The sequence below is a fragment of the Pseudomonas juntendi genome (assembly GCF_009932375.1).
GTDB classification, from domain to species: Bacteria; Pseudomonadota; Gammaproteobacteria; order Pseudomonadales; family Pseudomonadaceae; genus Aquipseudomonas; species Aquipseudomonas juntendi.
The window spans coordinates 1-12,467 of the sequence record NZ_BLJG01000032.1; the positions used below are offsets into that span (position 1 = coordinate 1).

The following is a 12,467-nucleotide window of genomic DNA, read 5'->3' on the forward strand; positions in this document are numbered from 1 at the left end:
GGCCGCTCCTACAGGCAGCGCAATCAGTCACTTGTCCCAGGTTTCGGGGCAGCCTGTGCATCCCTCCATGTTGGCCTCCTGGAAATTCCCGTAATGCTGCCGTGCCCCGCGCAGGTCGGCGCGCGCCAGGTTGCTCTGGCCGAACTTGGCCTCCTGCAGGTTGGCATCGGTCAGCCTGGCCTCCTGCAGGTCGGCCTTGCTGAGCCAGGCCATTTCGAGGTCCGCAGCCTGCAGGTTGGCTTTGTGCAACTTGGCCCCGGACAACCGGGCGAACTGCAGATAGGCCGCGCTGAGGTCGGCGTTCTCGAACTGCGCGCCTTGGGCGAACAGGCCCCAGCCCTGAATGGCCACCAGGTGGCTATTGCTCAGGTCGGCCAGGCGCAGGTTGCTCTGCTGCAGGCTGGCGCGGGTCAGGTTGGCGCCTTGCAGGCGGGCTTTTTCCAGGTTGGCCAGGTCCAGTTGGGCGTGGCGCAGGTCGGCGTCGCGCAAGTCGGCGCCGGCCAGGTTCATCTTGCGCAGGTCCTGGTTGGCCAGGTTGGCGCCGCGCAGGTTGGCACCCGGGCACTGGCTGGCTTCGGCGATGACGCAGCCGTTGATGGTCAGTGGGGCATCGTCGCCAGCGTCTTCGGCATGTGCGGCCAGGGCAGGCGAGAGCGCCAACAGCAGGGCAATGGGCAGGTAGTTCATGGCGAATGGCTCTCGTGGGTGTAAGCACCAGGTGAAGGGGCCGCAACGCGGCCCCGGGTATACGCCACCTCAGGCGATCACCGCTGGGCGGTCTTGTTGTCCCAGCTCGGGATCTTGAACACCCAGAACGAGCCACCCTGGGCAACGGGCTTGGTCAGTTCGGCCATGTCGCCACCCCACAGCGGCACCGCACCGCCGTAGCCGACCGTCACGCCGATGTACTGCTCGCCATCCTGCTCCCAGGTGATGGGCGGGGACACGATGCCGCTGCCGGTCTGGAACTTCCACAGCTCCTTGCCCGTCTTGGCGTCGAAGGCCTTGAAGAAACCATCGCCGGTGCCGGTGAACACCAGGTTGCCCTTGGTTGCCAGCACGCCTGCCCACAGTGGCAGGTGCTCTTTGTGTTCCCACACCAGTTTGCCGGTGGTCGGATCCATCGCACGCAAAGTGCCGACGTGGTCGTCGTACATGCGCTTGATGCGGAAGCCCATGCCGAGGTAGGCCGAGCCTTTCTTGTAGTTCACTTCCTCGGTCCAGTATTCCTCCTTCCACTGGTTGCCGGGGATGTAGAACAGGCCGGTGTCCTGGCTGTAGGCCATGGGGTTCCAGTTCTTGCCGCCGAGGAATGGCGGTGAAACCTCGACTGGCTTGCCTTTGGTTTCACCCGGCAGCGGCTTGGCCGGGCGCTGGCCGGGGTTTTCCACCGGGCGCCCGGTCTTCAGGTCGATATGGCTGGCCCAGGTGATGTTGTCGACGAAGGGGAAGGCGTTCTGCAACTTGCCATTGTTGCGGTCGACCACATAGAAGAAGCCGTTGCGGTCGGCGTGGCCGGTGGCCTTGACCACCTTGCCGTCCTTGCCTTTGTAGTCGAACAGCACCAGTTCGTTGTTGCCGGAGAAGTCCCAGGCGTCGTTGGGGGTGTGCTGGTAGAACCACTTGACCTCGCCGGTGCTCGGGTCTACACCGACCTGGCCGGAGGTATACAGGCTGTCGTAGTCGTGCGGGTTGCCGTCTTTCGAGGTACGCGCCCAGGTGTTCCAAGGCCCCGGGTTGCCCGCCCCGACGATGATGGTATTGGTTTCCGGATCGAAGCTGGCGCTTTGCCAAGGGGCGCCGCCACCATGGCTCCAGGCTTCGACCTTGCCGGTTTCGGTGGTGGGGTCATCTGGCCAGGACGGTGCCTTGACGTCGCCGGTCGGGGTGCTGTCCTTGCCATTCAGGCGCCCCATGTGGCCCTCGACGAAAGGCCGCATCCACACTTCTTCCCCGGTGTCCGGGTCGCGTGCGAACAATTGCCCGACCACGCCGAATTCATCCCCCGAGCTGCCGTGGATCAGCAGGACCTTGCCACTGGTCTTGTCCTTGATCAGCACCGGCGCGCCGGTCATGGTGTAGCCGGCACTGTGGTCGCCGAACTTCTTGTTCCAGACCACCTTGCCGGTGTGTTTGTCCAGGGCCACGACCCGCGCGTCGAGGGTGCCGAAGTAGATCTTGTCGCCGTAGATGGCGGCGCCCCGGTTGACCACGTCGCAGCAGGGGCGAATGTTGTCGGGCAGGCGGTGGTTATAGGTCCACAGGCGTTTGCCGGTCTTGGCATCGAGGGCAAATACCCGTGAGTACGACCCTGTCACATAGACCACACCGTCGCTGACGATGGCCTGCGATTCCTGGCCGCGCTGCTTCTCGTCGCCGAACGAGTAGGACCACGCCGGGGTGAGCTTGAACACGTTCTTGTCGTTGACCTGGGCCAACGGGCTCCAGCGCTGGGCATTGGTGCCCATGCCGTACTGCAGCACGTCGTTGGTGGTGAGGTGGTCGTTGGCGATGTCTTCCCAGGTGACGTTCTTGGTGGCAGGTGCCGCAGGGGGGGTGGCCGCTGTTGCCACGCTGCCCAAGGCCAGGCTACCGGCCATCAGCAGCACGCGCACGCTCAAGGCCAGAGGGGAAAGGGCGGGTAGCGATCTTATTGTCATGGTTGCAGTTCCCAGTGGAGGTTTTGGCCTGCACAGGGTGGGCCGCCGGGGCGCTCGCCGGATACGGAAAAAATCCCGCCATTGCCGGGAAGAGTTCCCGGTCGGCACCTCATTTGGCCGTTCGCCACAAGCCCTACTACCAAGGGAGGAAGGCGCGACCACCAAAGCAGCATTCGGCCGTATGCCGGGTGTTTTTAAGATGGCGACACGGCCTCTGTGGTTGAGGCTTTGCGTGCAATGGTGAGGGCATAACAATGACAACAAAACGCAATGTGTGGCTTGCTGCAGGCTTGTTGGCCGGCGCGGTAATGACCGGTACGGCCTGGGCCCATGGCAATGTAGTCCCACAGGCGGTAGAGACCGAGGGGCTGACCCCGGTCAAGGACGCTGGGGTGAGCCTGGACGCAGACGGCTGGGCGGCGCTCAACCCTTACCGTAGCTCGCCGGAACACGACAAGGCAGTCGAGATCGGCGCCTCGGCCTATAACCAGAACTGCGCGGCCTGCCATGGCCTGGAAGCCAAGTCTGGCGGCATTGCCCCGGACCTGCGGCTGCTCGATGCCGGCGACGCCGGCGATGAATGGTTCGTCGAGCGTGTGCGCCATGGCGCGGTGCGCGACGGCCGCGTGTACATGCCGAAAATGGCCGACTACCTGAGCCAGGAGGCCTTGTGGGCGGTGCGCACATACCTGGACAGCGTGCACGTCGAGGAGTAACGGCCATGCGCCTGATGGCGGTGCTGTTCAGTGCCCTGTTGCTGTGCTGTGCGGCGGCCCAGGCGCAAGTGCGCAACTACGACACGATCATCGCCGCCGGGGAGCTCAAGGTAGCGGTGTACAAGGACTTTGCGCCCTACAGTTTCCAGGACCACGGCCAGCCGCGGGGTGTGGATGTGGACCTGGCGCAGGCACTGGCCGAGGCGATGGGCGTGCGCCTGAAACTGATCTGGGCGCCGCCTGGGGAAAAGCTCGACGACGACCTGCGCGACTACATCTGGCGCGGCAGCCCGCTGCGTCATCAGCAATTGGCAGACCTGATGCTGCGGGTGCCCTACGACCACGACTATGCGCATAAGCGCAACGAGCTAGGCGAGCTGGAAAACGCTCAGGTGGTGATGTTCGGCCCGTATCAGCAAGAACGTTGGCAGGTGGCCTATGACCGCCGCCGGTTGCCTTCGGTGGCCAGTGTCGCGGTATTCCAGCAGCACCCGATTGGGGTAGAGGTCGACAGCGTGCCGTCGTTCTACCTGACCTCGGTGTTCAACGGCATGCTCAGCGCCAAGACCCACCATTATCCCGGCGTGCAGCAAGCCTTCGCCGCCATGCAGGCCGGTGAGGTAGACGCGGTGATGGCCATGCGCGGCGAGGTCGACTGGCAACTGCATGAGGCCGCGAACCCACAGCTGGCGTTGGCGGAAAATGCGTACCCCAGCCTGGGCAAGCAGGCCTGGGACATCGGCATGGCCGTGCATGAAAGCAACCGGCAGTTGGCCTATGCGGTCGAGGAGGCGCTAGAGGTGTTGATTCGGGAGGGGCGCATGCAGGCGATCTATGCCCAGTACGGCCTGCGTTACCAGGTGCCGGAAATGTACCAGTAGCCTGGGCTCGGCAGCCCGGTAAATGGGAGCGGATCATGAACCTCAAAGCAACCTTGCTGCTGGCCTGCTGGCTACCTTGGGCAAGCCAGGCCCTGGCCAGCGAGCCGCGTGCCAGCCAGGACCCGGTGCCCTCGGTGATGTGGGACTTCTACCACAAGCAACTGCTCGACCAGGCAGCGTTCGTCTTCGATGAGCGGGTCAAGCTGCTGGCTCCCTCTTTTGCCGAGGACGCACGCCAGGTGCCGTTGGAAATCGATGCCCGCGCGTTCACTGGCGAGGTGGTGCGCATCATTGCCTGGGCCGAACTCAACCCGCTGCCGCGCATTGTCGACTTCCAGCCCGGCGAACGGGTACTGCCGTGGTTATCGCTGCGTATCCGTATCGAGCAGGCCACACCACTTCGCGCGGCGGTGCTCACGCGCGACGGCCTGTGGCACGTGGGCTCGACCCTGATCGATGCTGCCGGCGGTGGTTGTACCGCCCCCAGCGTGGTGCGCACCCAGCCCGGCTGGGAAGAGCACCTCGGCGAGGTGCTGGGGGGCCGCTACCCGCGTGGCGACAGCAGCCGCCTGCGCCTGCAGGTGGCGCACCCGATGGACAACGGCCTGGTCAGTGGCATTCCCGAGTTCTACCTCAACCACGCCGAGTTGCAAGGCGCCGATGGCCAGCGCCTGGCCAGCCTGACGCTGTACCCGGCGGTCAGCGAGAACCCGAACCTGAGTTTCGATATCCAGGGCCCCGGGCCGACCCGGCTGTTGTTGCAGGACAACAGCGGTAACCAGTTCGAGGCGGCAGTGCCTTGAGCGCGGTCGCCATCCACACCTGAACCGAGGCGCCTGCCATGCGTTGGATCCTGCTGTTGCTGTTGTGCCTGGGCCTTCCGGCCCAGGCCAACCTGGATTACCGGCTCGCCCCCCGGCAGATTGCCGAGGGTACCTGGCTGCTGGAGGGCAGTACCGACAATTTCGCCAAGGCCAATGGCGGCAACGTGGTCAACACGGCCTTCATCGTGACCGACGAGGGGGTGGTGGTGATCGACAGCGGGCCGTCCAGACGCTATGGCGAGGCCTTGCGCCAGGCGATTGCCACGGTGACCGACAAGCCGGTGCTGGAAGTGCTGCTGACCCATCATCACCCGGACCATGTGCTGGGCAACCAGGCGTTCACCGACGTGCCCATCGGCGCCCTGGCCGGCACCGCAGCGTTGCTGCGCGAGCAAGGCGATGCCATGGCGGAAAACATGTACCGCCTGGTTGGTGACTGGATGCGAGGCACCGAGGTGGTGCTGCCGACCCGGGTCGTGGAGCCGGGTGTGCGCGAGGTGGGCGGGCACCGCCTGCGCCTGCTCGGGCTGCGCGGGCATACCGGAGCGGACCTGGCGATCCTCGATGAAACGACCGGGGTGCTGTTTGCCGGCGACCTGCTGTTTTATCAGCGTGCCCTGACCACCCCCAACAGCCCGGGCCTCGATGTGTGGCTGCACGACCTCGACACCTTGCTGGCGCTGCCCTGGAAGCAGCTGGTAGCCGGCCACGGGCCGCTGGCCAGTGATGCGCAACCCTTTGTGCAGATGCGCGACTACCTCACCTGGCTGGACAACCTGCTGCGCGACGGCGCCGCCCGTGGCGACGACATGGCCGAAATGATTCGCAGCCCGATACCCGAGCGCTTTGCTGGCCTGAGCCTGACGCGTTACGAACTTATTCGCAGTGTCAGCCACCTATACCCGCGGTACGAACGCCGGCAACTTCGGCGGGTAGATAGTACGCCCTGAGCCAGACACTACGGCGTGGGAGCGGCCATGCGTCGCGAAAGGGCGGCGCAGCAGCGCCGGCAATGTCCGCTGACACCAACCCAGGGGCCGCTTTGCGCCCCTTTCGTTTAAAAGGCAGCTGCTACCAAGGAACTAGAAATCTCCACACTGCGAGCAATTGTTGGCAAACACCTCGGGACCAAGAATTCCCGGCACACCGGGAAAATTTCCCGGGCACAACAAAAAAACCAAAGGTAGCCGACATGACCCGATCCCCACGTCGTCCCGCGTTCGCCGTGAGCCTGGTGCTCAGCGCCATGTTGCTGGCCGGCGCTGCCCACGCCGCCGTCAGCAATGAAGATATCCTCCAGGACCCGAAGAACTCCCAGCAGATCGTGACCAATGGCCTGGGCGTGCAGGGCCAGCGTTACAGCCCGCTGGACATGCTCAACACCAACAACGTGAAGGAACTGCGCCCGGTCTGGGCGTTTTCCTTTGGCGGTGAGAGGCAGCGCGGCCAACAGGCGCAGCCGCTGATCAAGGATGGGGTGATGTACCTGACCGGCTCCTACTCGCGGGTATTCGCCGTGGACGCGCGAACTGGCAAGAAACTGTGGCAGTACGATGCGCGCCTGCCCGATGACATCCGCCCATGCTGCGACGTGATCAACCGGGGCGTGGCGTTGTACGGCAACTTGGTGTTCTTCGGCACCCTCGACGCCAAGCTGGTGGCGCTGAACAAGGACACCGGCAAGGTGGTGTGGAGCAAGAAGGTGGCCGACCACAAGGAAGGCTATTCGATCAGCGCCGCGCCAATGATCGTCAACGGCAAGCTGATTACCGGCGTGGCTGGCGGCGAGTTCGGTGTGGTGGGCAAGATCCAGGCCTACAACCCGGAAAACGGTGAGCTGCTGTGGATGCGCCCCACCGTGGAAGGCCACATGGGGTATGTGTACAAGGACGGCAAGGCCATCGAAAACGGTATTTCCGGTGGCGAAGCCGGCAAGACCTGGCCGGGCGACCTGTGGAAGACCGGTGGTGCAGCGCCGTGGCTAGGCGGCTACTACGACCCGGAAACCAACCTGATCCTGTTCGGCACCGGCAACCCGGCGCCGTGGAACTCCCACCTGCGCCCAGGGGACAACCTGTATTCCTCATCGCGCCTGGCACTGAACCCGGACGATGGCACGATCAAATGGCACTTCCAGAGCACGCCACACGACGGTTGGGACTTTGACGGCGTCAACGAGCTGATCTCGTTCAACTACAAGGACGGCGGCAAAGAGATCAAGGCCGCCGCCACTGCCGACCGCAACGGCTTCTTCTACGTGCTGGACCGCACCAACGGCAAGTTCATCCGCGGCTTCCCCTTCGTCGACAAAATCACCTGGGCCACTGGCCTGGACAAGAACGGCCGGCCGATCTACAACGAGGCCAGCCGCCCGGGTGCACCGGGCAGCGAAGCCAAGGGCAGCTCGGTGTTCGTTGCCCCGGCGTTCCTCGGTGCGAAAAACTGGATGCCGATGGCCTATAACCAGGACACCGGGCTGTTCTACGTGCCCTCCAACGAGTGGGGCATGGACATCTGGAACGAGGGCATTGCCTACAAGAAAGGGGCGGCGTTCCTGGGCGCCGGCTTCACCATCAAGCCGCTCAACGAAGACTACATCGGTGTGCTACGTGCCATCGACCCGGTCAGCGGCAAGGAAGTGTGGCGCCACAAGAACTATGCACCGCTGTGGGGTGGAGTACTGACCACCAAGGGCAACCTGGTGTTCACCGGTACCCCGGAAGGCTTCCTGCAGGCGTTCAACGCCAAGACCGGCGACAAGGTCTGGGAGTTCCAGACCGGCTCTGGCGTGCTCGGTTCGCCGGTGACCTGGGAAATGGACGGCGAGCAGTACGTATCGGTGGTGTCCGGCTGGGGCGGCGCGGTGCCGCTGTGGGGCGGCGAAGTGGCCAAGCGGGTCAAGGACTTCAACCAGGGCGGCATGCTCTGGACCTTCAAGTTGCCCAAGCAGTTGCAGCAGACCGCCAGCGCCAAACCCTGACCCCTACTACCAAATGACGAGAGCCCCGCTGCCAACGATGCATTCGCCTGGCAGGCGGGGCTTTTTACCATCGGCATATCGCCTGTCGTGGGACAGGCATTGACCTGCAGAGGCTCAGCATGATCTACGCACAACCCGGAACCCCAGGCGCCGTCGTCTCCTTCAAGCCGCGCTATGGCAACTTCATCAATGGCGAGTTCGTGGCGCCCTTGGCTGGCCAGTACTTCACCAACAGCTCGCCGGTCAACGGCCAACCGATCGCCGAATTCCCACGTTCTAGCGCACAGGATATCGAGCGCGCCCTGGACGCTGCCCATGCCGCGGCTGACGCGTGGGGCAAGACCTCGGTGCAGGAGCGGGCCCTGGCGCTGCTGAAAATCGCCGACCGGATCGAACAGAACCTCGAAGTGCTGGCGGTTACCGAAACCTGGGACAACGGCAAGGCCGTACGCGAAACCCTGAATGCCGACGTGCCGCTGGCGGCGGATCACTTCCGTTATTTTGCGGGCTGCATTCGTGCCCAGGAAGGTGGCGCGGCGGAAATCAACGAGACCACCGTGGCGTATCACCTGCACGAACCGCTGGGGGTGGTCGGGCAGATCATCCCGTGGAACTTCCCGTTGCTGATGGCCGCCTGGAAACTCGCCCCGGCGTTGGCGGCGGGTAACTGCGTGGTGCTGAAACCGGCCGAGCAGACGCCGCTGTCGATCACCATTTTTGCCGAGCTGATCGCCGACCTGCTGCCGGCCGGGGTGCTGAACATCGTCCAGGGCTATGGCCGTGAGGCTGGGGAGGCGCTGGCCACCAGCAAGCGTATTGCCAAGATCGCCTTCACCGGGTCCACCCCGGTGGGCTCGCACATCATGAAGTGCGCGGCCGAGAACATCATCCCGTCTACCGTCGAACTGGGTGGCAAGTCGCCGAACATCTTCTTCGAAGACATCATGCAGGCGGAGCCGGCGTTCATCGAGAAAGCCGCTGAGGGCCTGGTGTTGGCGTTCTTCAACCAGGGCGAGGTGTGCACCTGCCCGTCGCGTGCGCTGATCCAGGAGTCGATCTACGAACCGTTCATGGCCGAGGTGATGAAGAAGATCGCCAAGATCAGCCGTGGCAACCCGCTGGACACCGAAACCATGGTCGGCGCCCAGGCGTCGGAGCAGCAGTACGACAAGATCCTCTCGTACCTGCAGATTGCCCGGGAGGAGGGTGCCGAATTGCTCACTGGCGGTGCTGCCGAGCGCCTGCAGGGTGACCTGGCCAGCGGCTATTACATCCAGCCGACCCTGCTAAAGGGCCACAACCGGATGCGCGTGTTCCAGGAAGAGATCTTCGGCCCGGTGGTGGGGGTGACCACCTTCAAGGACGAAGCCGAGGCCCTGGCGATTGCCAACGACAGCGAGTTCGGCCTGGGGGCCGGCCTGTGGACCCGCGACATCAACCGCGCCTACCGCATGGGCCGCGGCATCAAGGCCGGCCGGGTGTGGACCAACTGCTACCACCTGTACCCCGCGCATGCGGCATTCGGTGGCTACAAGAAGTCGGGTGTGGGCCGTGAGACGCACAAGATGATGCTCGACCATTACCAGCAGACCAAGAACCTGTTGGTGAGCTACGACATCAACCCGTTGGGCTTCTTCTGACCCCCTGATGAACCTGCGCGGTTGGCACAGCGGCCTGGTGTCGCGGCCAGGCTGCGCAGCCACCCTCATTGCTGTAGCGGTGCAGCGAATGCCAGGCCGCCTGCCCAGGCGCCCTGGCTGGCCTGATGGCAATGTGTGGCAACCCCGTTGCTACCAATGCACCCGGCAAACTCGTTCCAAAGTAGCATTCGCCCTCACCACCGCCCATGCATTAATGCCTCTACCGGAATCGCCCGGCACAAGAAGAGGACATGCCCCATGTGGACCAAACCCGCCTACACCGACCTGCGCATTGGCTTTGAAGTGACGATGTACTTCGCCAACCGCTGATGCCTGCCCGGCCACCGTCAAGGTGGCCGGATCCCCACGCCCGGTGCCTGCCGTGAAACTGATCGACCGCCAGCAGACACTGGCCCTGGCCAAGGGCTTGCGGCTACGCTGGGACCCGTTGCAGGCATGCCATGTGCTGCTGTACCCCGGGGGCGTCATCGAGCTCAACGCCAGTGCCGGCTGGGTGCTGGAGTTGCTGGACGGCCAGCGCAGTACGGCAGCGATCATCGACCAGCTGGCACAGCGTTTTCCGGGGGTTCCCGGCCTTGGCGAGGACGTACTGGCGTTCCTGGAGGTGGCCCGCGCCAAGGCGTGGATCGAATGATGCCTGTGCCGCTTTGGTCTGGTTGCTTTCGCCGCGGGATGCTTTACGCTGGCGGTTATCTTCCAGAACAATAAGAACAGGCTTTACGATGAGCCAGAGTTTCAGCCCCCTTCGCAAGTTCGTTTCGCCTGAAATCATCTTTGGTGCCGGCTGCCGACATAATGTGGCCAACTACGCCAAGACCTTTGGTGCGCGCAAGGTCCTGGTGGTCAGCGACCCTGGGGTGATTGCCGCTGGCTGGGTGGCCGACGTCGAGGCCAGCCTGCAGGCGCAGGGTATCGACTATTGCCTGTACACGGCCGTTTCGCCCAACCCCCGGGTCGAGGAGGTGATGCTCGGCGCCGAGATCTACCGGCAGAACCACTGCGATGTGATCGTCGCGGTCGGTGGTGGCAGCCCGATGGATTGCGGCAAGGCCATTGGTATCGTGGTTGCCCACGGGCGCAGCATTCTCGAGTTCGAGGGCGTGGACATGATTCGCGTGCCCAGCCCGCCGTTGATCCTGATCCCGACCACCGCCGGTACCTCGGCCGATGTGTCGCAGTTCGTGATCATCTCCAACCAGCAGGAGCGCATGAAGTTCTCCATCGTCAGCAAGGCGGTGGTGCCCGACGTGTCGCTGATCGACCCGCAAACCACGTTGAGCATGGACCCGTTCCTGTCGGCCTGTACCGGCATCGACGCGCTGGTGCATGCCATCGAGGCGTTCGTGTCTACCGGTCATGGCCCGCTGACCGACCCCCATGCGCTGGAAGCCATGCGCCTGATCAACGGCAACCTGGTGGAAATGATCGCCAACCCCGGCGACATCGCCCTGCGCGAGAAGATCATGCTCGGCAGCATGCAGGCGGGGCTGGCGTTCTCCAACGCGATCCTGGGCGCGGTGCATGCCATGTCGCACAGCCTCGGCGGTTTCCTCGACCTGCCTCATGGCCTGTGCAATGCGGTGCTGGTCGAGCACGTGGTGGCGTTCAACTACAGTTCGGCGCCCGAGCGCTTCAAGGTCATTGCCGAGGTCTTCGGCATCGACTGCCGCGGCCTCAACCACCGGCAGATCTGCGGCCGCCTGGTGGAACACCTGATTGCCCTGAAGCACGCCATCGGCTTCCATGAAACCTTGGGCCTGCACGGGGTGCGCACGGCCGATATTCCGTTCCTGTCGCAACATGCGATGGATGACCCGTGCATCCTCACCAACCCGCGCGCGTCGAGCCAGCGAGATGTCGAGGTGGTCTATGGCGAGGCCCTCTGACGAGCAGCAGCGCGCGCTGGCAGGGCTGCTAGGCCTGGGCGACCACTCGGCGCGTAAAAGCCACTACCCGGAATTGTCTGCCCGGCTGGATGAACTGGAAGCCGAGCGCAACCGCTACAAATGGCTGTTCGAGAACGCCGTGCACGGCATTTTCCAGGCCAGCCTGCAGGACGGCATGCGTGCTGCCAACCCGGCACTGGCCCGCATGCTCGGCTATGACGACCCACAGCAAGTGCTGTTTTCCCTGACCGACCTGGCGACCCACCTGTTCGATGGCGGTGCGCAAGAGCTACAGGCGATTACCGCTATTCTCGCCCGGGAGCACAGCCTGCATGGCTATGAAACCCGGCTGCGGCGCAAGGATGGCAGCCACCTCGACGTGCTGATGAACCTGCTGCTCAAGCCCGGACACGAAGGCCTGGTTGAAGGCTTCGTGGCCGATATCACCGAGCGCAAGCAGGCCCAGCAGCGCCTGCAACAGCTCAATGACGAACTGGAGCAACGGGTTGCTGCACGTACCGATGAGCTGATCGAGGCGCGCGATGCTGCCGAAGCCGCCAACCGCAGCAAGGACAAGTACCTGGCCGCGGCCAGCCATGACCTGCTGCAACCGCTGAACGCCGCGCGCCTGTTGATCTCCACCTTGCGTGAGCGGCCGCTGCCAGACGCCGAACAGGTGCTGGTGGAGCGTACCCACCAGGCGCTGGAGGGCGCCGAAGACCTGCTGACCGATTTGCTGGATATCTCGCGGCTCGACCAGGCTGCGGTCAGGCCCGATGTGGCGGTTTATCGCCTGGACGAGCTGTTTGCGCCTTTGATATCAGAATTCCGCTCGGTGGCCGATGCCGCGGGCCTGAAA

The 12,467-nt window shown here is 64.1% G+C and carries 12 protein-coding genes; 10 read left to right on the plus strand and 2 right to left on the minus strand.

Annotated elements, in window-relative coordinates; all coding sequences use genetic code 11:
* Positions 1-27: 27 nt before the first annotated feature.
* Together GYA94_RS04365 and exaA are read right to left on the minus strand one after the other, a co-directional pair.
* The gene (locus tag GYA94_RS04365) at positions 28-687 is read right to left on the minus strand and encodes a pentapeptide repeat-containing protein (RefSeq protein ID WP_054913002.1); all 660 of its coding nucleotides are present in this window, start codon (positions 685-687) and stop codon (positions 28-30) included.
* Between the two features lie 77 nt (positions 688-764).
* On the minus strand, positions 765-2,660 hold the full coding sequence (gene exaA, locus GYA94_RS04370) for a quinoprotein ethanol dehydrogenase (RefSeq protein WP_054905457.1): 1,896 nt from the start codon (positions 2,658-2,660) through the stop codon (positions 765-767).
* 254 nt (positions 2,661-2,914) lie between these two features.
* Here exaA and pedF point away from each other — a divergent pair, with 254 nt between their 5' ends.
* The 10 genes from pedF to GYA94_RS04420 all read left to right on the plus strand — a co-directional run.
* Positions 2,915-3,376, plus strand: a complete 462-nt coding sequence (gene pedF / locus GYA94_RS04375) for a cytochrome c-550 PedF (protein WP_161891858.1) — start codon at positions 2,915-2,917, stop codon at positions 3,374-3,376.
* A gap of 5 nt (positions 3,377-3,381) precedes the next feature.
* Positions 3,382-4,257 carry a substrate-binding periplasmic protein gene (locus tag GYA94_RS04380; RefSeq protein ID WP_161891859.1) on the plus strand — a complete coding sequence of 292 codons (876 nt, stop codon included), beginning with the start codon at positions 3,382-3,384 and terminating at the stop codon, positions 4,255-4,257.
* 35 nt (positions 4,258-4,292) lie between these two features.
* The gene (locus tag GYA94_RS04385; protein ID WP_161891860.1) at positions 4,293-5,060 is read left to right on the plus strand and encodes a quinoprotein dehydrogenase-associated SoxYZ-like carrier; all 768 of its coding nucleotides are present in this window, start codon (positions 4,293-4,295) and stop codon (positions 5,058-5,060) included.
* A 38-nt stretch (positions 5,061-5,098) separates the two neighbouring features.
* Positions 5,099-6,031: a quinoprotein relay system zinc metallohydrolase 1 gene (locus GYA94_RS04390; protein WP_161891861.1), complete on the plus strand. Its 933-nt coding sequence runs from the start codon at positions 5,099-5,101 to the stop codon at positions 6,029-6,031.
* A gap of 242 nt (positions 6,032-6,273) precedes the next feature.
* Positions 6,274-8,061, plus strand: coding sequence for a PQQ-dependent alcohol dehydrogenase PedH (gene pedH / locus GYA94_RS04395; RefSeq protein ID WP_161891862.1), 1,788 nt, complete (start codon positions 6,274-6,276; stop codon positions 8,059-8,061).
* A gap of 119 nt (positions 8,062-8,180) precedes the next feature.
* Complete coding sequence (gene exaC / locus GYA94_RS04400; RefSeq protein ID WP_161891863.1) at positions 8,181-9,701, plus strand: acetaldehyde dehydrogenase ExaC; 1,521 nt, start codon at positions 8,181-8,183, stop codon at positions 9,699-9,701.
* A gap of 258 nt (positions 9,702-9,959) precedes the next feature.
* Entirely contained in the window at positions 9,960-10,031 is a 72-nt protein-coding gene (pqqA, locus tag GYA94_RS04405; RefSeq protein ID WP_003243383.1) for a pyrroloquinoline quinone precursor peptide PqqA, read from the plus strand.
* 52 nt (positions 10,032-10,083) lie between these two features.
* Positions 10,084-10,356 (plus strand): pyrroloquinoline quinone biosynthesis peptide chaperone PqqD, encoded by a 273-nt coding sequence (gene pqqD / locus GYA94_RS04410; RefSeq protein WP_029885144.1) that lies wholly within the window; start codon positions 10,084-10,086, stop codon positions 10,354-10,356.
* 88 nt (positions 10,357-10,444) lie between these two features.
* Entirely contained in the window at positions 10,445-11,608 is a 1,164-nt protein-coding gene (ercA, locus tag GYA94_RS04415; protein ID WP_009682320.1) for an alcohol dehydrogenase-like regulatory protein ErcA, read from the plus strand.
* Positions 11,592-12,467 (plus strand): PAS domain-containing sensor histidine kinase (locus tag GYA94_RS04420; protein ID WP_161891864.1); only part of this gene is annotated, 876 nt, incomplete at its 3' end. The genes ercA and GYA94_RS04420, both read left to right, overlap by 17 nt.